The sequence below is a fragment of the Arthrobacter sp. LAR12-1-1.1 genome (genome assembly GCF_040676555.1).
Lineage (GTDB): Bacteria > Actinomycetota > Actinomycetes > Actinomycetales > Micrococcaceae > Arthrobacter.
Genome location: NZ_JBEGIG010000017.1, coordinates 20,403 through 40,034, shown reverse-complemented (window position 1 = coordinate 40,034; position 19,632 = coordinate 20,403). Strand labels below are relative to the sequence as shown.

Below are 19,632 nucleotides of genomic sequence, written 5' to 3'. Positions count from 1 at the left end.
AAAACACCTGGGTCTGTTCCGGACCGTGCGGTACCCGGAGAAGGACCACGCTCCGGAGGCGGCGCTCCTGAAAAAGATCCAGGCCGCACTCACCGGTTCGCCGCCCGATGCCGGGACGCCTGATTCCACGGCGACGGATGCCGCGGCGCCTGATTCCGCGGCGGCCGTCGCCGGGACGCCTGATTCCGCGGCGGCCGATGTCGGGACGCCTGATTCCACGGCGGCCGATGTCGGGACGCCTGATTCCGCGGCGACCGATGCCGGGACGCCTGATTCCACGGTGACCGATGCCGGGGCACCCAATGCAGGGATGCCCGCTCTCGCGAAGCCAGATGTCAAGGCACCCGATGCCAGGACCACAGCGCTGATCGCCCTGCTTCAGGCTGCCGGGCTGCTCGGCAAGCTCGTACCGGCAGCAGATAAAATCCGGGCAAGTGAGCTGGCGAAGGGCTATTGGCCTTCCCATGCGGTGGAGGACGAACTGCGCATGATCAGACTGGCGGAGGAAGAAGAACCAGGCATATGAGGCTGCCTGAAATCGCTGGGCACGGAGTCGGCGGTCTGCGTGGACTCCAGGAGCCCGCCGCCCGAACCTCACCATCACCAACATCGTGGCCGTGTCTCCGGCGTGTTCAGCCCGTTGCCCGCAACGATAAGCACGCGGACGATGGTTTCATGAGCGCAGATAACTTCGGACCTGGTCTTTTCACTATCGGGGAATGCTAGATGTCCACAGTGAAGTCCGGTGGGCGCAAGCGGGTCTGGGTCATCGCCGCGGCGGCGGTTGCCGTTGTTGTGCTGGCTATCGGACTGGCGGTGTTCAAACCCTGGCTTCTGTTTGTCGACGTCCGGGTGGATGAAGAGATCCCGTTCGTTGCCGCCTCCGCGGAGCAGGCAGAACCATCCGGGTCCAGTACTGCCGAGATGCCCTCCGGCCCGGTCCAGCTCGCTGAAGGTTCGTTCATCAGCCATGAACATACGACGACCGGAGCCGTTCGGATCATTGAACAGCCGGACGGCTCGCGCGTGCTTGCATTGGAGAGTCTGGACACCTCCAACGGGCCGGATGTGCACGTCTGGCTGAGCGCCGCAGACGTGGTGGAGGGACCGGGCGGGTGGTTCACCGCTGGCTCCGCCGACCACGTTGACCTCGGCTTAATCAAGGGAAACCAAGGCAACCAAGTGTACAAAATCTCCGATGACGTTGATCTGTCCAAGTACAAGTCCGTCGATCTATGGTGCGTTCAATTCGCGGTGTCATTCGGAGCGGCTCAACTCACATCCCGAGACAAATGAGGCAACGAATCCGGCCACGCGGACCTTCCCATGAGTCAACGACGGGGCCTTTTTCGATGGCGCCGGCCGCCGTAGGCTATGGGCATTCATCACACCGAGGAGGCACCGATGCGCACGGCAAAACCCACGGCCCAGGCCGATCAGGTCCGCCATCTTTCAGAGAACCTCATTTCTCAGCTCACCAAGGGGAAGGAGTGGGCCACTCCCGAGGTCGAGGCGGCATTGCAAAAAGTGGTCGAGGGGCTTGATGCCGGGATTGAATCCGCGTCCCCGAGGATCCAGGCCGGTCTGCGGCGGCTCGCTGACGAACTCGCCGGCGGAGTGGAAACTCTGGTTCCCCGTGTCCACGAAGGTCTGAAGCGGGTCGCACCTAATGTTGCCCCGGCGCCGGCTAAGTCAAGGCGGACAGCGTCCGGGAAAGCCTGGTTGATCGCCGGGGCGGTGGCCGTCGCGGTGACCGTGGGACTCGCGGCCTGGCACTTTTTTCGGCCGGCCCATGAGGAACCGGTCCCCGCCGTGAATGCGCAGCGTACCAGCGGCGCGAACCCCGAGGCGGACACCACCCCACCACCCGAGGACCGGACCTGAGGCGATCAAGACTCCGGGCCTGTTAGCCCAAGAGCATGAATATCGACCGGGTGTGATCTGTTAAGACGCCACGTACGGCGACGACGTCATCGCTTAGTAGTGATTTCATGTTCTTACTGTGCGTTGCGGAGTTGGCATTTCTAATGCCGCGCCGATAGTTGCGGACCTGGGTTTCCGCCGCCGGTCGGCGCTGTAAAAGTGCGGCACTAAACGCAAGCGGACGACGCCGGCGCGTGCCGCCGTCGTCCGCTCGGTAGGTATCTACTTCTCAAACGCCGGCGTGGCGGGCGAAGGAGATCGGGAGACGCCCGGTGGGGTCGACCAGGCCGAGGACAAGTTCGGCGATGGCCCGGCCGCCCTGCATGCCGGGGCTGAACGCTTCGATGATGGCGGCGGCTGACTGGCCCCGTTCCGCGCCGTAGAAACGCAGACGGACGACGGCGGGACGTCCCGCCGTCGACCGTCTGCAGGACTGGTTGTGTGTGCTGGAGCGCTTAAGCCGTGTGGCCAGCCGCTTAGCGTGAGTTCACCACCGGGACGCCGAGGATGCTGTCCAGCAGCCCGTTGCGGAATTTTCCCTCCGGATCGTGCGCCGATGCCAGCGCGCGGAAGTCCGCAAAGCGGGGGTAGAGGGACTCCCAGTCGTGACCGCCGGGCGTGAAAAGCTTGCCCCAGTGCGGCCTGGCCCCGAACGGCCGAAGCAGGTCCTCGAGCTGCGGCAGAACGGCTTCCACCTGCGGCTGCAGCGGCTTCCAGGTGAAGTGCAGGGCAACGCTCTGCTGCCGGTAGAAGGGGCTGAGCCAGAATTCATCTGCGGCGCCGGTCCGGATTTCCGAGACATAAAGCAGGGGTGCAAGTTTGTCCGCCAGACTCCGCACCACCTGGAGTGCAGCAGGGGCCTGCTCCAGCGGCAGGAGGAATTCGCTCTGCAGTTCCTCACCCTTGCTGGGCGTGAACTCGTGGCGGAAGTGCGGCAGCCGGTCCAGCCATTGCCCGGGCTCATCCATCTGGACTGTGCAGTTCTCGGCCGACATCCCCGGCAAAGGGTGCCGGGGGCAGATGGCGGCCGTGGCGCCGAACAGTTCACCGATGGGAGGCTCCGAGTCCACCGCCTTGAGCCAGACTTGGCTGATGCAATCGCCTGCGTAATCGGTGAATAGACTCACGCTGTAGGCGCTGGACACCAGCTGAGTGAAGTCCGCCAGTGCCCGTTCCCACGGCAGGTTCTCCAAAACACGCTGGCGCATGCTGAAGCTCGGCCGGACGGCAAGCTGGAGGCCGGTGACGATGCCAAGGGCGCCCAGACCCACCACGCTGCCCAAAAACTCCTCTCCGTCCGCGCGGGTCAGCGATACCTGCTCGCCGGAGGGCCGGACCAGCTCAATGCCCTCCACCGCCCCGGCCAAGGCGGGGTTGTTCACACCAGAGCCGTGGGTGCCCGTCTGGACTGCTCCTGCCACGGAAATGTGGGGCAGCGAAGCCAGATTGTGGATGGCGACGCCGGACTGTTGCAACGTGCGGCACAGGGCGCCGTAGCTCACGCCGCCGCTGACGCGGACCGTCTTCCGTTCTGAGTCCAGTTCGATGTGCTGCGGCAGGGCGTCCAGCAGCACGTGCACACCGTCGGTGTCCCCCATGCGGTTGAAGGAGTGCCGCGATCCCAGGGCCTTGACCCGGTCGGCGCGCTCCACCACGCGGGCGAGTTCAGCCACCGACGCCGGGCGCATAACGTCCGCTGATGAGTAGTTGAGGTTGCCTGCCCAGTTCTTCATTCATTCGGCTTTCCGGTGAAGGTACGTTTCGCTCTCACCACTGTGAGCGCTAACAATTTTCCTGTCAAGACGTTTCCGCCGCAGCCCGCCGAGACGGGTAACATCGTCAGCAGGTCATCCGCAGCAGCAGCCATTGGCCGCTTGGCTTTGGCCCAGGATGCTTTGAAAGGGGAGCAGTGCGCGCAACGGTCAAGGACGTCGCGCGTCGTGCCGGCGTCTCACCCAAGACTGTCTCGAACGTGATGAACGGGATTGTTCCGGTCAGCGGAGCCACCAGGGTCAAGGTGGAGCAGGCCATTCTGGAACTCGATTATGTGCCCAACCTTTCCGCCCGCGGACTGCGCAACGGCAGGTCGGGTGTTATCGCCCTGGCCCTACCGGACCTGGCGACCCCTTACTCGGCCGAGATTGCGCACAACGTGGTGGAAGTTGCCCACGAGCAAGGCTGGAGCGTCCAGATCGAGGAAACCGGTTCCGATCCCCGGCGCGAATACGAACTGATGTCCCGCGCGCGGTCCAACCTCATTGATGGCCTGATCCTCAACCCGGTGGTGCTGGATGAGAGTGCCGTCAAGGTGGGAGTCTCACTGCCCCCGGTGGTCCTGCTGGGTGAGGTGTCCCAGAAGCTGGCCGACCGTGTGTGGGTGGACAGCGTTGCTGCCGCCCGTGACATGACCCTGGCGCTTGCCAGGACCGGCCGGCGTCGTATTGCCGTGCTCGGAACTGCGGAAGGCCGAGGCTCCGCCGCGGCAATCCTGCGGACCCGTGGCTACCGTGCCGCGCTCGAAGAGCTCGGCATTGACCGGGACGACTCACTGCTCATCCCGTGCGAAAAATGGACACCACACACGGCTGCCGTCGCGCTCGCCTCCTATCTGGACTCCCACCCGCTCCCCGAGGCGCTGTTCTGCTTCACCGACTCCATGGCCATTGGCGCGATGAGCGTGTTGTGGAAGAGGGGAATCAGCGTTCCGTCCGACGTTGCCGTGGCGGGCTTTGACGATATCGCCGACGGGCAGTATGCCGTGCCATCCCTCACCACCGTTTCCTTCGACAAGCGCCGGGTGGCCAGCGAAGCCCTCCGCCTGCTCACCGAGCGGATGGCTGACCGTGTCGGCGAGCAGAGGGTGGTCACCGTCGACTACAAAATCGTGGAGCGGGACAGCAGCGGCTAAACGCGCTCCCAAATGAGATGGCTGCATCAGATTGTTCACGCTAACAATTTTCTCTTGTGGTCCGTTTTACATCGATGTAATGTGAGTCCCGCGTCACATCGCACCTGCCGCTCCCGGGATTTCAGCGCACCGGAACGGCAGTGTTTTGTGCCATCAGGATTATTTTCAGCGGACCCATCCAAAGGAGTGACGGGTGAAGCAGATTGACTTTTTTGCCGGCAAGCAAGTGACCCGGCGGCAGTTACTGGCAGGTTCGGCGGCTCTCGGCAGCGTGTTCGCGGCGGCCGGTCTCACGGGCTGCGGCGGTACCGCCTCGGCGGCGGCCGTGCGGGACATTGCGTTCTGGCATCTGCTGTCCGGCGGTGACGGCATCAAGATGCAGGCAATGATCAGTAAGGCGAACGCCGGCAACCCCGGTTTCACCGTCCATCCGACCGTCCTGGCGTGGGGTCCGCCGTACTACACCAAGCTGGCGATGGCGTCAGCCGGAGGCCGCCCGCCGGAACTGGCCATCATGCATGCCAGCCGGGTCCCCGGCTACGCCCCAGGGGGACTCATTGACCCGTGGGACATGTCCTTGCTGGCAGAACACGGCGTGACTTCCCAGAGCTTCGCACCGAGGATCTGGGACAAGAGCCAGCAGAACGGCCAGGTTTTTTCCATCGCCCTGGACTCGCACCCGTTCGTCATGTTCTACAACACCGACGTCGCCGGCAAGGCCGGGGTGCTGGCCGCCGACGGGCAACTGCAGGCTGCAAGTTCCCCGCAGGAGTTCCTCTCGATGGCCCGCGAGATGCAGAAGGTGACACAGGCGCACGGCCTGTCCTTCGGCTACCTTGGCAGCGGGTCCCAGATGTGGCGTCTCTTCTACACCCTCTACAAGCAGCACGGTGTGGACATGGAACTCACCCCGGGGCAACCGATGAAGGCTGACAGGGATGCGGCGGTCGAGTCCCTGGAATTCATGGCATCACTGTTCGACGACACCATAGCCGCCAAGAGCGGGGACATCAGTACGGGCATCGCCGAATTTGCCCGTGGCGGTTCTGGCATGCTCTTCAGCGGCGTCTGGGAACTCCCCACCTTCAAGAAGGCCGGTCTGCCGGTCGACGCGGCAACTATCCCCACGCTCTACGGGACGCCGGCTGCCTATGCTGACTCTCATTCCTTTGTCCTGCCGCGGCAACTAAACGCCGACGACGGGAAGCGGCGCGACGTGTACAAGTTCGTGAGCGATGTCCTCAAGGGGTCGCTGTCCTGGGCGGAAGCCGGACACATTCCGGCCTATCAGCCGATTGTGCAGTCACATGCGTACCGGGAACTCACTCCCCAGATTCACTACGCCAACGCGGCGGACATTATCAATTACGATCCGGAATCCTGGTTCAGCGGCTCCGGCTCGGACTGGCAAACCTACTTTGCGGAAAACGTGCAGAACGTACTCCTCGGCCGCGACAAGGCCGCCGACGGTTGGGACGCATTCGTGCGCCGCACCAACACCCTTCTCTCCCGGCCCAACCCGGTCTGAGCCACCCGAGTGACAAAGGAGTCCCTGATGAGTTCCTTAGCAACATCCGGCCGGAGCGCAGAGCGTACGGCATCTTCCCGTCCAACCCGGACCCGTCCACAGCCCGGTCCGGCCCCGTCCCGTCAAGCCAGGGACAACCTGACCGGCTGGGGCTTCGCCGCCCCTTTCCTGGCGTTCTTCCTTGTCTTCCTGGTCTGGCCCATTCTTTACGGCCTTTTCATGAGCCTGACAGGCAAGTCCCTTACTGGCGCCAACGACAACCTGATTGGCCTGGCCAACTACGCCGAGGCCTTGGCCGATGCGGACATGTGGCGTTCCCTGGGCAACACGCTCTACTTCACGGTGATAAGCACGGTTCCCTTGGTGATCGTCGCCTTGATCATGGCCGCCCTGCTTAACGTCGGATTGCCCGCGCAATGGCTGTGGCGGCTCTCCTACTTTGCGCCGTACCTGCTCGCCTCGACCGTGGTCTCACTGTTCTTTACCTGGATGTACAACCCGCAGCTGGGGCTGATCAACGACTCCCTGGCGAAAATCGGGCTTCCGAAGGTGGCCTGGCTGAACGACCCGAACGTGGCGATGTGGGCGATCGTCATCGCCACGCTGTGGTGGACCGTCGGCTTCAACTTTCTCTTGTACCTGGCGGCCATGCAGAACATCCCCCACCAGCACTACGAGGCGGCATCCCTGGACGGGGCCGGAGCCTGGCGGCAGTTCTTCTCCATCACCCTGCCGCAGCTGGCTCCGACCACCGTGATGATCGTCCTCCTCCAGATTCTGGCATCACTGAAAATCTTTGATCAGGTGTACCAGATGACGGCTGGCGGCCCCAGCGGTTCCACCAGGCCAGTGGTGCAGTACATCTTCGAAACCGGGTTTACCGGCTACCGGCTGGGCTACTCCGCAGCCGTCTCCTACATTTTCTTCGGGCTGATCGTGATCGTCTCGGTCATGCAGTTCGTCATCACGCGCCGCAGGAGTGCATAACCATGGCAACCCAGACACTCACCCGCCCCGCCCCGCACACCGCCGGCGCAGCAGCGGCCCGAAAACCCCGCAGGAAGATCACGGCCGGCAAGGCCGCCGTCACCGCGGTCGCGGCGCTCCTGGCAGTCTTGTGGCTCGTTCCCTTCGCCTGGGCCACGGTTACCGCCTTCAAGTCCGAGACCGACGCCGCAGCGCCGAAGGTCAGCTGGATCCCGCCGTCGGGCTTTACCGCGGATGCTTTCGTCAAAGTGTTCCAAGACGGCAATATCCCGCTGTGGACGTGGAATTCCCTCTACACCTCGGCCGCCATCACCGCGATCACGCTGGTCATCTCCGCGCTGGTCGCCTACGCCTTGTCCCGCATCGATTTCCGGGGCAAAAAAGTCCTGATGACGGTGATCATCGCCTCGATCATCATCCCGCCGCCAGTGCTGATGATTCCGCTGTTCTATCAGATGGTGGCGCTCCACATGATCGACACGGCCTGGGCCGTCATCCTGCCGCAGGTCATCCACCCCGCCATGGTGTTCGTGCTCAAAAAGTTCTTTGATCAGATCCCGCGTGAACTCGAGGAAGCTGCGGTGATGGATGGTGCCAGCCGGATGCGGATCTTCATTCAGGTCATCCTGCCGCTCTCACGCCCCATTCTCGCCGCCGTCGCGATCTTCGTTTTCATCAGCGCGTGGAACAACTTCCTCTGGCCCTTCATCTCCACGAACGATGGGTCCATCCTGACCCTTCCGGTTGGACTGCAGACCATTAAGAGTGCCTATGGCATCCAGTACGCGCAAAACATGGCATCCGCACTGCTCGCGGCCTTGCCGCTCATCCTGGTCTTCCTGTTCTTCCAGCGCCAGATCATCAAGGGCGTTGCGACCACCGGGCTCGCCGGCACCTGAACCTGACCTCCGATTACTTCCAACGAACCTGTTCAACCAAAAGGAGATACGCCACATGTCCCGCGCACGAATCACCCTGGACCGAGACTTCACCATCGGGGAAGTGCCCCGCCGCCTTTTTGGCTCCTTCGTTGAGCACATGGGCCGCTGCGTTTACACCGGAATCTACGAACCGGGCCACCCGGAGGCCGACGAAAACGGTTTCCGCCAGGACGTGCTCAAGCTCGTCAAGGAACTCGGGGCCACTGTCATCCGCTACCCCGGCGGCAACTTCGTGTCCGGATATAACTGGGAAGACGGGGTAGGTCCCCGGGAAGGCCGCCCACGACGGCTCGACGGCGCCTGGCACACCCTGGAGACGAACGCCTTCGGACTGCACGAGTTCGTGGACTGGTCACGCCAGGCAGGGACCGAAATCATGGAAGCCATCAACCTGGGCACCCGGGGTGTGGATGCGGCGCGCGAGATCGTGGAGTACGCGAACCATCCCGGAGGGACCTATCTGTCGGACCTGCGCGCCAAGAACGGGCATAAGGACCCGTTCAACATCAAGCTGTGGTGCCTCGGCAATGAAATGGACGGGCCCTGGCAGATCGGCCACAAGACCGCGAATGAGTACGGCCGGCTGGCCCAGGAGGCGGCCAAAGCGATGCGGTTCGTGGATCCGGACATCGAACTGGTGGTCTGCGGAAGCTCCAGCTCCGGTATGCCCACGTTCGGAGCCTGGGAACAGACAGTACTGACCCACACCTACGAGGAAGTGGATTACATCTCGTTGCATGCCTACTACCAGGAGCATGAGGGCGACGTTGGCAGCTTCCTCGCCAGCGCAGTGGACACTGACTATTTCATCGAATCAGTCATCGCAACTGCCGATGCCGTCCGCGCGAAGGGAAAGCACAAGAAGACCATCAACCTGTCCTTCGACGAGTGGAACGTCTGGTACCAGCGCGGCCTCGACACCGAGGACCAGCCGCACCAGGTGGCCAAGGCCGGCTGGCGTGAGCACCCCAGGGTCATTGAGGACAAGTACAACGTGACAGATGCCGTGGTCGTCGGAACCCTGCTCAACTCGCTGCTCCGCCACGGCGACCGGGTCAAGATCGCCAACCAGGCACAGCTGGTCAACGTCATCGCCCCGATCCTCAGCGAGGAAAACGGCCCGGCCTGGCGGCAGACCATCTTCCACCCCTTCGCGCGCATGGCCGAACTGGCCAAGGGCCAGATCCTGCGCCTGTCCGTTGACTCGGACAAGTACGAAAATGCGCGGTTCGGCGGCACCGACCTCGTGGATGTCAGTGCGACGTGGAACGAGGAATCGGGCCGGGTGGCGCTGTTCTTCGCCAACCGCGGACTGGAGGAAGCGGCAGATATTGAAGTCGCCCTGCGCGGCTTTGACGCCCGCCAAGTTCTCCGCGCGGAGGTCCTGGAAATACCCGAAGGCGGGGACCGTTTCACGGTCAATACTCAGGGCAGCCCGGACCAGGTGGGGCTCCGGCCGCTGGCAGGGGCGAAGGCGAGCGGCTCCGAACTTCGGGCAACGCTGCCGGCGCTGTCCTGGGCTGTGATTGAGCTGGAGGTCATCAAGAACTGACCACATGCCCGCAGCAGCTTTCGGTGTACTGCCCAGGGAGGTTGGTCAAGCGGCTGATGGGCGGGTGGCCTCCGATTGCGGTGTGGGGCCTGTGGTGATTGTAGTGGTGCAACCATGCCGGGAGGGCGTTTCTGCGGGCTGATTCGCTGACGTAGAAGCGTTTGAATGCCCACCCGTCAGCGAGGGTGCGATGGAAGCGTTCGATTTTTCCGTTGGTCTGGGGCGGTAGGGCCTGGTCTTCTTCGGCTTGATGTTCAGCTCCCGGCAGGTGTCGCGCCAGAGGTGGGATTTGTAGGCTGAGCCGTTGTCGGAGAGAACCCGCTCGACGGTGACGCCGCGGGCGGCGAACCAGGACACGGGCCGCCTGAGCACTCCGACTGCGGTGGCTGCTGTTTCGTCGCTGTGGATTTCGGCGTAGGCGACCCGTGAGTGGTCATCGATGACGGTGTGCACGTAGGCGATGCCGATCAGCGGGCCGCGATGTCTGCTGCGCGGTTTGTCCGGGGTTCCTGCCCGGTTCGCGCCGCCATGTTGCCGGCCGACGTAGCGCCATCCACCGCCGTCGGGGATGTTGCCGAGCTTCTTCACATCCACATGGATCATCGCCCCCGGCGTCTCATGTTAAGCAACTCCACTGTGCAACCGGAGGTCCTCACCTCTGTGTCAACGACTCCAGCGAGTCATCACATTCACCGAACCAACGGCGGCTGGTCAGCGCCCTAGGGGAGCGGCCAAACGCAAGCGGACGACGGCGGGAGGTCCCGCCGTCGTCCGCACTACCTGCACGGCGGCTCAGTGTATTACCAGCGTGCCCTTTCGCACAGTAGCGCTGGCGTGGCTCCAGGTGGAGTGGTCGACGTTTTGTTCCTTTACGCCGAGCTGATTGGCATCGGCATGGCCGCGATTGCAATGAGAAGCAGGTCGAGGTCAGAAGCGGACGCAGTCACAGGTAGCTCTTTACGCTCGCGCGGAGTGCTGCCGTGTGCTCGTAGATCTCTTCCAGCGAGCCGATGGGCACCCGCGTCTCTTCCTTGTTGTCGTCGAAGATGCCGATGTACTTCTGGGTGCGGTTGAAGTGCAGGCGGGCGATCGGCTTGCGGTTGTTGTCGTCCAGCAACACCGCGAAATAGGACTTGGCATCCCTCTGCACTACCCGAGCGGGCTTGACTTCGCTGCAGACGATGGCCCGCACAATCTGGTAACCCTCGATTTCCTCCAGCGTTGTCTCCAGCCCGTCAGCCTCGGCCAGGTCCGCCTCGGCCACGGGTGCGCTAGTCACGCTGGCAGCCACTGCTGCGTCGTCATTCTGCGGGAAGGCCGGGGCGCCGAGAGCCTTCTTCAGCCGCTCGTTCACCTGGTCGTTCAGGAACTGCTTGGACGCTTTCGTCACCAAAGCGGTGAACTGCTCACGCACCTTCTGGGTGTAGGGACCCGAATACACACGACCGGTAAGGAACTTAACCCACTCGTCCTCCGGCTCCTTAAATTGTGCAGCCAAGGTCCTCTTGAGTTCACCGATGTATTTCAGCTCGCCTGCCGCGCTGATGATCGAGTCGAGATCAAAGACTTCCTTGGATAGTTTTTGCAACTCCGGAATGAGGGATTCGTCAATGTCGTTCAAATCGAGCACAAGGAACGGCTTGGCATCCATGCGGTTCGGTGCATCGAGGTCCGTGAAGAATTGGTACACCTCACCGTTGGTAAGGATGGCGATTCTGGCGTTGGTCACAGCAAAGTACCGGAAAAGCTGGGATGCGTGCTCGATTTTCACTGGTTCCGTGGACTTCTTGCACTCGATCAGGATCTGGACCTCGCCGTCCTTGACGATCGCATAGTCGATCTTCTCGCCCTTGTTGAGCCCTACATCCGCGATGAACTCCGGAACCACTTCCATGGGGTTGAAGACGTCATAGCCAAGAATTGTGGAAATGAAGGGCATGATAAAGGCATTCTTCGTTGCCTCTTCCGTTTGGATCACACCTCGCTGTTGGCGCACCTTTGCTGCCAAAGCTGAAAGTTTTTCTGCAAACTCCATTTGTCCCCCTAAAAATTGATAGTGCTGCCAACCGTAGCGCAGCCCTGTGCCAATTTGATGAAAATTGCCCTAGAGGGTGGGATTAGGTTGAGGATCGCAGCCCGCGGCCGAACGCCTCGGCCCGCTGATGCAGGCCACCGTCCCGACGCCTGCCGTCGCGGCGCAGCTCGCCGCCTCCATCACCTTCCTGCCCAGCGACGACGGCACCAACGTCAACGGCGCCATCCTCCCTCCGACGGCGGCTGGTCCGCGCTGTAAAGCCCCTCACCTAAACGCAAGCGGACGACGGCGGGAAGTCCCGCCGTCGTCCGCTGTGAAGATGAGCCCGGGCTCAGTCAGCCCGTCCCCGGTCTGCAGGCGACGAAGAGTCCGCCGTCTCCGGCGCGTCGGCAGCTGCCTGCGCATACGACGCCGAGACCCGGCGGTAGACCGGGGTCAGGAAGGCCAGCAACGCGGCTGCGATCATGATGATGCCGGCCACCAGGAAGATCAGGGCAATACCGCGGGAGGTGCCCTCGCCCAGCAGCGGGGCCAGCTGGGCGGCGCCCTCAGCGGACCGCGCATAGGGGATGAGCCAGAACTGGGCGATCGGGGCAATGAGGAAGGCGGTGATCGGCGCCGCCGCCGACTCGAAGGCCATGGCGAACCCGAACACCCGGCCCTGCCGGGGCAGCGGCACCACCTGTTGGATGACCGTCTGCTCGGCGGCCTCCACAAAAGGAATCAGCACCAGATACAGCCAGATACCCGCGATGTACAGCCATGCCCACTCCCGCAGCGTGAACACAGCACCGAGGACCCCCATGGCCATAACCGCGATGAGCATGGTGCGCAGCGGATTGGACCCGAGCCCGAACTTGCCGATCAGGGCGCCGCCCACAATGAACCCGGTGGACCCCAGGGCGAACACGGCTCCCCACAGCTCCACGGGGAACATCTCCAGTCCATAGGGATCCATGAGCGCCATATAGACGCCGCCGATGAAGTTGTTGAACGTGGTGAAAAGGATCAGCGCGAACAGGCCTGCAACGGCCAGGACGGCGGCAAGGGAGCCGCGCAAGTCGAACGCGCCGTGGGCGTCCGTGGTGGCCACCCGCACTTCCTCCGGCAGGCGCAGCGTGAGCAGGTGCGCGAAGGCAAGGGCAGTGAGCACCACTGCGACGACGACCGTCCAGCCCATGCCCAGCAGCCCGACCGACAGCCCGGAGAGCACCGAGGTGACGATAAACGCCAGCCCCTGCACCATGCCCACCAGCCCGTTGGCGTTAGCCCGCCGGTCCGGCTCGATGAGGATGGTGACTGTGGTGGAGAGGGCGACGTTGCGCATGTTCTCCACCATCGCGCCCACCAGGATGATCACGGCGAAGATCCAAAACCACGGCTGTGTCAGGTCCAGCAGGCTGGCAGCGGGTGTCAGCAGGAACATCACCCCGGCCAGCAGGAACATCACCAGGGTGAAACCAGCGGCGAATCGCATCACGGCCAGCTTGCGGTAGCGGTCCACAAACGTGCCGAAGCTGATGCTGGAAAGGGCAATCAACAGCATGTATGCACCGCCGATCACCCCGGTGGCGATCACGTTGCGCGTCTCCAGATAGACCCAGAACGTCAGGGCAAACCACAGATAACTGGTGGTGATGTTGGCCAGGGCAGTGTTGACCAGGATCCCGGCGAACGTGCGGGACCGCTGCGCCGGACTGCGCAAGGACGTGTCGATGGCGTCGGGATCGGCCGGGCCTGCAGACTCAGCGACCCCGGCAGGTGCCGGTTCGTGCTCGGTCATGCGTCCCAGTTTACTGACAAGCCATGGGCGCGGACCCGGCCACCGCGGGTATTTCGGCTACCTGCTTAGGTGGTGACAGCCGCGGCTGTCCGTTTTGTTGCTGGGGATGTCGGGTCGGCCGCTCAGGGAAGCGCGTACACGCGGCGGGCGTTGTCGCGTGCGACGAGTTGCACGATCTTGCGGGCATCCGCCTCTGAACAGTCGTCGTCGTCGATCCATCCGCCGACTACCTTGGTGATTGCGTTGCGCCACAGTCTCGCTCCGAGGTAGTGAAGTTCCGCTGGGCCGAAGGCGTCGGAGGAGTAAAGGACTTTTGTGAAGGGGGCCAGCTCGAACGAGCGGGCCACCAGGTCAGGGCTCCGTGCCCCGGTGAAGTTCACGGCAAGGCCCACATCGAGGTAGACGTTTTCAAAGGCGTGGGCCAAATAGCCGGCTTCGCGCTCGAATGGATAGCAGTGGAGCAGCATGATGGGTGTGTCCCGGACGTCGGGGGACCGGAGAAAGTCCAAGAGGTACAGGGGATTGGTTTTGTGGAGGTCCAGGTCGCGGTCCCCGAATCCGACATGGAATTGCAGAGGAAGCTTCATCGACACCGCCGTATGAATCCCGTGGGCAATGAGTGTCACGTCGGTGAGCTTCGCATTGGTGCCGGTGCGGAGGTTCTCTTGCCAACGGCGGGCCGCTTCAGTGACCGCAGCCGGTGTTGGCCGGCTGAGATTCTGGTCGAATCCTGCGCGGTAGGCGAGAACCGTCTTGACGCCCACGGCGCTGCGGGTGAGCTCGTGAAGCCGGTGACCGAACTCTTCAACGTAATCTGCCGGGTTGGCAATCTCCTGGATCAGCGCCTCGGCGACCAGTTCCAGCCGAACGATCTCGTGGGTTCGCCCGCCGGAGACGTCGGCCATGCCGGCCGTGCCGAGGTAGTCAGCGGCATCCAATCCTGTATCGATCAGCCAGTCACTCACCCCGGCAGCGCGGGTCATGCGCCGGCTGACCTCGAGTTCCCCAAGCGCGGAGCGCCGGCTCCAGTAGTCCGCTGGGGAAGCGTGGCGTGGCAAATCAAGAATGCCGCTGCACCAGCGACGGAAGGCGAGCCCGATTTGTGTGTTGTAGGCGTCCTCCGGGTTGGCCAGCGGTTCGGTGTTCCCTTCATTGAGCGAGTTCTGAAAGCGTGCCTCATCGCCGGCGGCGTGAAACGCGCCATGCACGTGGTGATCAATAAGGCTGACTTGTTCGACAAAGTCCGCAAAAGAGCCGCCTGCCATTAGATCGACCAGGCAAGTCGAAAGCGTTCGGCAAGCTCGTCCGGCGAGAGTTCCGCGGAGATTCGCTGTTCGTAGCGCCGGACGGCCACCGTGGCATCGACGATGGCGTCTCCCAGAAGCCCGCGTGCAAGGCGCGACGTGTCCAGCGTGTCGATGATGGCGGCGGGGGAGTCTGCGAGCAGCCGGATATTGGCCCGGTGCCGCTCGTCTTCCGATAGCCGTCCGGGGTCACCCGGGATCTCTGCCGGAAGCCTGCGCCCGCCGCGGATGCCGTCAAGGGAGAGTGCCAGGATGGACGCGGAGGCCAGATACACGTTTGCCGACGGGTCGACGATTTTCACTTCGACGTTGGCTCCGTGCGGATTACTGTTTCCCTCGTTCAGAAAGCGCACCGAGGCTTCCCGGTTTTCCAGGCCCCAGCATAAGTAGGCGCCCGACCACGTGCCAGGTGCCAAGCGGCTTCCGGACAAGACTGATCCCGTGAGAAAACCCTGGACGTCGGGGAGTCCCGCAATGATGCCCCCAATGGCAGCGCCTCCCTCAGCGCAGATGCCGTGCGGTCCGCTGCCGCCGGAGAACAGCGGCATGCCGTCCTTGTGGAGCGAAAAGTGCTGGTGGGCACCGTTTCCGACGGTGCCGGAAAAGGGCAACGGGGAGAACGAGGCCTGCATGCTGTGGGCCCGGGCGACGATGCCAACGATGATCTTGGAAAGGACCACGGTGTCCGCGGCCTGAACCGGCGAAGCAGGGGGAAGGGAAAACTCGAACTGGTTTCTGCCGTACTCGGCGTGGATCTGCTCCATGGGAATGCCGCCATGGTTCAGAACTGACAGCAGATCATCGAGGAATTCCGATTGGTCCAGGAGCCCGGTTGCCCCGTACGGAACCCAGGGCGCGGTTTCCAGCGCTGAACCGTCCGGGGCGACGAGGAAGAATTCAAGTTCGTGGCCCACAAGTGCCTTGTATCCGGCCTCATCGAGGCTGCCGTCGACATCGGCCAGAAGGCCGCGGGCGCAGGCCGGAGACGCGGCTCCGTCCTGTTCGAAAAGGCTGCCTGGTGCCCATGCCCGGCCACCCCGCAGGACACGGAGTCCCGTGATATCGATCTTGAGGCGCATATCGCCAACGGTGGTGATGCTGTCCGTGAACGCTATCCCGCCGTCGATGGTGAAGACATGCCAGACGGGGGCAGCGCCCATCCCGGATTGGTGGAAGGCTTTGAGCCGGGCTAACGGAACGCTCTTGGCCAGCGTGATGCCCGCAGCATTCACCACCGTGCCGATCACGGTGCGGACGCCGGCCGCTTCGAGCTCGCGCTGAGCTTTCGCAACGGCGGATTCGTCGGCTGATGGGTTTAGGGTCATGCGCCTATCATGCGGCGACTCCCCGTCCAATGAAAGGTTCGAAAGATGTGCCCACTTTTGGCTTGCGCCGCTGCCTTCGACGGCGGCTGGCCGGCGCTGTAGGGGAGCGGCACCCCACGCCAGCGGACGACGTCGGGAAGTCCCGCCGTCGTCCGCGACGTCTCCCCTTACTCCGTGTCCGTGGCGGCCCTTTCTAAATGAGCACGCGTCGGGTTTACTGGGGCGCAAGGCTGACACGCAAGACATGGAGGGGGAACCATGAAGCCCAAGGGGACATGGCAAATTGCAGTGGGCTCAATAGCCCTGGCGGCCACGGTGTTCGTCCTGCCGATGCCGTTGTTTGACGTGTTCTCGGGCATCGCAGGACAGGGTGCGGTGGCGCTGTTCGTCCTCGGACTGGGTCTTCTGGTCGGTGGGCTCGGTTTTGTCGCGGTGGGTCTGCACAAACGATCCCGGAACCTGCGAACGGCGCGCAGCTACGACACCAGGGAGCCCTCCTCAGCCGACGAGGACCGGCCGGTCAATCCCCATGCGGTGCCAAATACCTATGGTGCCCTCCCTCCGCCGGGCTAGAAGCGACCCGTTGGATCAGGATCACGACAGGTGAGGATCCCGTGCCAGAGAGCCTGAGCTGTGTATGGCGCGGGATCCTCCCTGTGTAGGCGGTGAAGCCTAGCGGCTGCTCACCTGACCGAACAGCTTCGCGATTGGTGCGAGCACGAGCGGGCGGGCGGCGTACCACCCGGCCGCCGTGACGGCGATTGCGGCCGCGAAGAGCCAGAAGCCGACCCAGTTCACCACGTCGGTGCCGCCGAACATGTGGTTCAGGTTGCGCAGCGCACCGGTCGCGAACACCAGGAACACGTGGATGAGAATGAACAGCACGAAAAACAGCATCGTCGGGAAGTGAATCGCGCGCGCAACCTCCACCGGGTAGATCTTGTTCAGCGCCTTCGCGTCCTTCGGCCAGAACTCGCTCATGCGCACACCAGTGATCGCCGCGAGCGGGGCCGCGATGAACACCACGAGGAAGTACATGAGCTGCTGCAGGCTGTTGTAGTTCACCCAGCCGGTCTCAACGGGCCAGTCGAGTGTCATGTACTGCAGGAGCGCGGAGAGTGTGTTCGGGAACGCCTCCCAGCTGGTCGGTACGATTCGCATCCAGCGGCCCGAGGCAAACAGCAGCACCACAAAGATGAGTCCGTTGGCCAGCCACAGAATATCCAGCGACTGGTGCAGCCAAAGGTTGATGCTGATCTTCTTGCCACCGCGCTTCGGCGTCCAGAACGCGGGTGGCTTCTGCTCAGTGCGCACCTGGTAGCCGGAGCGAATGATGAGCACCATCAGGAAGATGTTGAAGAAGTGCGCCCACTGCGCCCACCACGGGAACCCGGGCTCGGCCGTATCGGGCAGGTCGTACGCGCCGGGGTACTTTTCGAAGAACTCCGACACGCCCGGCAGCGTCGTCACACCGCGCGCGGCGAGCACAAGAATTGCTGCGGCGGCCACGGCGCCGACGGCGAGGAGCACGACGAGCTTGATCCACTGACCCAGGGTGCGCGACCCGTAAAGCCTCGGCTCGGCTTTTGGCCTCACGGGCTTTTCAGTAACGGCAGCCGGTGCCGGTGCCGGCGCGGCGGGAGGGGCGGCGGGGACCGCGGGTGCACTCGCGACCGCCGGCGGCTCCGCCTCGGCAACGGTCTCCACCACACTGGCAGCCGGGGCCGAGGGATGGGCCGGAGCGATGAGTTCGGGCTCCGCCTGCACCGCAGGGGCGGCAGCGGGCGACGGCGCAAGTCCAGCCGGCGGCCACGGCTCGCCGCCCGGCACGCGGGGAAGCCCGCGGCGAAGCGACGTGGTTCCCATTGCCAGTGGGACGGGTGCGGTGGCCGGGGCAACTGCAGTCGACGCTGCTGCCGGCACTGCTTTCTCAGCAGCACCTGCGGCAGCAGCCGTAACAGCAGCTGCGGCCGGCGCGCCTGCGGCGGGAGCCCCGGACAGAGCCGCCACTGATACCGGAACCTCGCCTGCTGGCGGCCAAGGTTCGCCGCCCGGCAGGCGGGGCAGGCCGCGGCGAAGCTGCCGCGGCACCGCGGCGCCGGAGCTCACGGCCGGGACCGGAGCGGACACCGCCGTCGCACCCGGTGCCGTTTCCAAGGCAGCGGCGGCAGCCGCGGGCGCGGGGGGCGCGGCGGCCGCTGGCCCGGCGGTGACCGGTCCCGCCCCTGAATCAGACGCCGGCGCGGCGGCCGTTCCTGCCGTGACAATGCGGGCGGGCGCCTCGCCTGCTGGAGGCCAGGGGTCACCGCCTTCGACGCGCGGCAGGCCACGCCGGATGGACCGAGACTGAGTTGCCATCTTTACTTCTTCCGAGCCTCAAGGGCGCTAATCAGCTGGGGCACAACCTTGAAGAGGTCGCCGACCACACCATAGTCGGCGATCTCGAAGATCGGCGCGTCTGAATCCTTGTTGATGGCGACGATCGTCTTCGCGGTCTGCATGCCGGCCCGGTGCTGAATCGCGCCGGAAATGCCCAGCGCGATATACAGCTGTGACGACACGGAAACCCCGGTCTGGCCGACCTGATGCGACTGCGGGATGTAGCCCGCATCCACCGCGGCGCGCGAGGCACCAACGGCTGCACCGAGGGTATCGGCGAGCTGTCCGACGAGGGCGAACTGTTCCTCCGACCCGAGGCCGCGGCCACCCGCGACAACCTTGGCGGCACCACGCAGCTCCGGCCGCGAGGTGGCGGCAACTGCCTCCTCGAACGAGTCGATCCGGGCGGCCGGCTTCCCGGAGGGCGTCACGGCCAAGGTCTCCGACGCCTGCGGCTGAGCCGTGGCACGTGCATCGACGGAGCCTTGGCGGACCGTAATGACGGGCGCCCCGAACGTGGACGTTGACGTCACGTTGTAGGCACCGCCGTAGACGGAGTGGTGTGCCACGACGCCCTCGTCATCACGTGATACGCCGATTGCATCGGCAGAGATCGCCGCACGCGAACGTGCAGCGTAACGGCCGGCAAGGTCGCGCCCATTCAGGGAATGCGAAATCAGGATCGCGTCCGGCTGCACCTGCTCCACGGCGGCGGCAAGCGCGTCAACGCTCGGCACTCCGAGCGCTGACGGATCCGGCGTCTCGGCGATCAGTACGTGCGCGGCACCGAGGGCCGCGGCCTCTGCGGCGGCGGCGCTCCCGGCACCGGGTGCGGCAAGTACCAAGGCAACTGGCGTGCCAACGGCAGCGGCAGCGCCGAAGAGTCCGGGTGCTGCCTTCTCGAGTTCACCCGAAGCCTGGGCTTCTACGACGACGAGGATTGCGTCACGAGGAAAATCAGTCATGT

At 64.0% G+C, this 19,632-nt stretch carries 16 protein-coding genes and 2 pseudogenes; 9 read left to right on the top strand and 9 right to left on the bottom strand.

Going from position 1 to position 19,632, the window contains the following annotated elements; all coding sequences use genetic code 11:
* The 3 genes from MRBLAR12_RS12225 to MRBLAR12_RS12215 form a co-directional block, all read left to right on the top strand.
* The coding region (locus tag MRBLAR12_RS12225; RefSeq protein WP_364746350.1) for a GPP34 family phosphoprotein at window positions 1-526 on the top strand (526 nt) is incomplete at its 5' end.
* Between the two features lie 200 nt (window positions 527-726).
* Window positions 727-1,296 (top strand): DM13 domain-containing protein, encoded by a 570-nt coding sequence (locus tag MRBLAR12_RS12220; protein WP_229992038.1) that lies wholly within the window; start codon window positions 727-729, stop codon window positions 1,294-1,296.
* Between the two features lie 108 nt (window positions 1,297-1,404).
* The gene (locus tag MRBLAR12_RS12215; protein ID WP_229992037.1) at window positions 1,405-1,884 is read left to right on the top strand and encodes a hypothetical protein; all 480 of its coding nucleotides are present in this window, start codon (window positions 1,405-1,407) and stop codon (window positions 1,882-1,884) included.
* 274 nt (window positions 1,885-2,158) lie between these two features.
* On the opposite strand, the pseudogene MRBLAR12_RS12210 reads toward MRBLAR12_RS12215, so the two are convergent.
* A pseudogene (locus MRBLAR12_RS12210) lies at window positions 2,159-2,281 on the bottom strand (glycoside hydrolase family 3 C-terminal domain-containing protein); the annotation flags it as partial.
* Window positions 2,282-2,399: 118 nt separating this feature from the next.
* Window positions 2,400-3,656, bottom strand: coding sequence for an FAD-binding protein (locus MRBLAR12_RS12205; protein WP_229992036.1), 1,257 nt, complete (start codon window positions 3,654-3,656; stop codon window positions 2,400-2,402).
* Window positions 3,657-3,832: 176 nt separating this feature from the next.
* On the opposite strand from MRBLAR12_RS12205, the gene MRBLAR12_RS12200 reads away from it, so the two are divergent.
* From MRBLAR12_RS12200 to MRBLAR12_RS12180, 5 genes are all read left to right on the top strand, one after another.
* Window positions 3,833-4,831, top strand: coding sequence for a LacI family DNA-binding transcriptional regulator (locus MRBLAR12_RS12200; RefSeq protein WP_229992035.1), 999 nt, complete (start codon window positions 3,833-3,835; stop codon window positions 4,829-4,831).
* Window positions 4,832-5,024: 193 nt separating this feature from the next.
* Complete coding sequence (locus tag MRBLAR12_RS12195) at window positions 5,025-6,359, top strand: ABC transporter substrate-binding protein (RefSeq protein ID WP_229992034.1); 1,335 nt, start codon at window positions 5,025-5,027, stop codon at window positions 6,357-6,359.
* A gap of 27 nt (window positions 6,360-6,386) precedes the next feature.
* Complete coding sequence (locus MRBLAR12_RS12190) at window positions 6,387-7,346, top strand: carbohydrate ABC transporter permease (protein WP_364746345.1); 960 nt, start codon at window positions 6,387-6,389, stop codon at window positions 7,344-7,346.
* Between the two features lie 2 nt (window positions 7,347-7,348).
* On the top strand, window positions 7,349-8,245 hold the full coding sequence (locus MRBLAR12_RS12185) for a carbohydrate ABC transporter permease (protein WP_229992027.1): 897 nt from the start codon (window positions 7,349-7,351) through the stop codon (window positions 8,243-8,245).
* A 55-nt stretch (window positions 8,246-8,300) separates the two neighbouring features.
* A complete protein-coding gene (locus tag MRBLAR12_RS12180) occupies window positions 8,301-9,839 on the top strand; it encodes an alpha-N-arabinofuranosidase (protein ID WP_364746342.1) in 1,539 nt (512 codons plus the stop codon).
* On the opposite strand, the pseudogene MRBLAR12_RS12175 reads toward MRBLAR12_RS12180, so the two are convergent.
* The 5 genes and pseudogenes from MRBLAR12_RS12175 to MRBLAR12_RS12150 all read right to left on the bottom strand — a co-directional run.
* A pseudogene (locus tag MRBLAR12_RS12175) lies at window positions 9,829-10,460 on the bottom strand (integrase core domain-containing protein); the annotation flags it as partial. The gene MRBLAR12_RS12180 and the pseudogene MRBLAR12_RS12175 overlap by 11 nt on opposite strands.
* Before the next feature lie 322 nt (window positions 10,461-10,782).
* A complete protein-coding gene (locus tag MRBLAR12_RS12170) occupies window positions 10,783-11,874 on the bottom strand; it encodes a type I restriction endonuclease (RefSeq protein ID WP_364746339.1) in 1,092 nt (363 codons plus the stop codon).
* Window positions 11,875-12,205: 331 nt separating this feature from the next.
* On the bottom strand, window positions 12,206-13,657 hold the full coding sequence (locus MRBLAR12_RS12160) for an MFS transporter (protein WP_364746336.1): 1,452 nt from the start codon (window positions 13,655-13,657) through the stop codon (window positions 12,206-12,208).
* Window positions 13,658-13,779: 122 nt separating this feature from the next.
* On the bottom strand, window positions 13,780-14,865 hold the full coding sequence (locus MRBLAR12_RS12155; RefSeq protein ID WP_364746333.1) for an amidohydrolase family protein: 1,086 nt from the start codon (window positions 14,863-14,865) through the stop codon (window positions 13,780-13,782).
* A 56-nt stretch (window positions 14,866-14,921) separates the two neighbouring features.
* Entirely contained in the window at window positions 14,922-16,286 is a 1,365-nt protein-coding gene (locus MRBLAR12_RS12150; RefSeq protein WP_364746330.1) for a glutamine synthetase family protein, read from the bottom strand.
* Window positions 16,287-16,544: 258 nt separating this feature from the next.
* Here MRBLAR12_RS12150 and MRBLAR12_RS12145 point away from each other — a divergent pair, with 258 nt between their 5' ends.
* The gene (locus MRBLAR12_RS12145; RefSeq protein ID WP_364746327.1) at window positions 16,545-16,859 is read left to right on the top strand and encodes a hypothetical protein; all 315 of its coding nucleotides are present in this window, start codon (window positions 16,545-16,547) and stop codon (window positions 16,857-16,859) included.
* A 99-nt stretch (window positions 16,860-16,958) separates the two neighbouring features.
* On the opposite strand, the gene MRBLAR12_RS12140 is transcribed toward MRBLAR12_RS12145, so the two are convergent.
* Both MRBLAR12_RS12140 and MRBLAR12_RS12135 read right to left on the bottom strand, forming a co-directional pair.
* On the bottom strand, window positions 16,959-18,152 hold the full coding sequence (locus tag MRBLAR12_RS12140) for a cytochrome b/b6 domain-containing protein (RefSeq protein WP_364746324.1): 1,194 nt from the start codon (window positions 18,150-18,152) through the stop codon (window positions 16,959-16,961).
* Between the two features lie 494 nt (window positions 18,153-18,646).
* Entirely contained in the window at window positions 18,647-19,630 is a 984-nt protein-coding gene (locus MRBLAR12_RS12135; RefSeq protein WP_364746321.1) for an electron transfer flavoprotein subunit alpha/FixB family protein, read from the bottom strand.
* Between the last annotated feature and the right edge of the window lie 2 nt (window positions 19,631-19,632).

Bases quoted from the DNA above. Each gene is read 5' to 3' on its own strand.
- MRBLAR12_RS12220 (WP_229992038.1), top strand. From the start codon at position 727: ATGTCCACAGTGAAGTCCGGTGGGCGCAAGCGGGTCTGGGTCATCGCC.
- MRBLAR12_RS12215 (WP_229992037.1), top strand. From the start codon at position 1,405: ATGCGCACGGCAAAACCCACGGCCCAGGCCGATCAGGTCCGCCATCTT.
- MRBLAR12_RS12205 (WP_229992036.1), bottom strand. From the start codon at position 3,656: ATGAAGAACTGGGCAGGCAACCTCAACTACTCATCAGCGGACGTTATG.
- MRBLAR12_RS12190 (WP_364746345.1), top strand. From the start codon at position 6,387: ATGAGTTCCTTAGCAACATCCGGCCGGAGCGCAGAGCGTACGGCATCT.
- MRBLAR12_RS12185 (WP_229992027.1), top strand. From the start codon at position 7,349: ATGGCAACCCAGACACTCACCCGCCCCGCCCCGCACACCGCCGGCGCA.
- MRBLAR12_RS12180 (WP_364746342.1), top strand. From the start codon at position 8,301: ATGTCCCGCGCACGAATCACCCTGGACCGAGACTTCACCATCGGGGAA.
- MRBLAR12_RS12170 (WP_364746339.1), bottom strand. From the start codon at position 11,874: ATGGAGTTTGCAGAAAAACTTTCAGCTTTGGCAGCAAAGGTGCGCCAA.
- MRBLAR12_RS12160 (WP_364746336.1), bottom strand. From the start codon at position 13,657: ATGACCGAGCACGAACCGGCACCTGCCGGGGTCGCTGAGTCTGCAGGC.
- MRBLAR12_RS12150 (WP_364746330.1), bottom strand. From the start codon at position 16,286: ATGACCCTAAACCCATCAGCCGACGAATCCGCCGTTGCGAAAGCTCAG.
- MRBLAR12_RS12145 (WP_364746327.1), top strand. From the start codon at position 16,545: ATGAAGCCCAAGGGGACATGGCAAATTGCAGTGGGCTCAATAGCCCTG.
- MRBLAR12_RS12140 (WP_364746324.1), bottom strand. From the start codon at position 18,152: ATGGGAACCACGTCGCTTCGCCGCGGGCTTCCCCGCGTGCCGGGCGGC.
- MRBLAR12_RS12135 (WP_364746321.1), bottom strand. From the start codon at position 19,630: ATGACTGATTTTCCTCGTGACGCAATCCTCGTCGTCGTAGAAGCCCAG.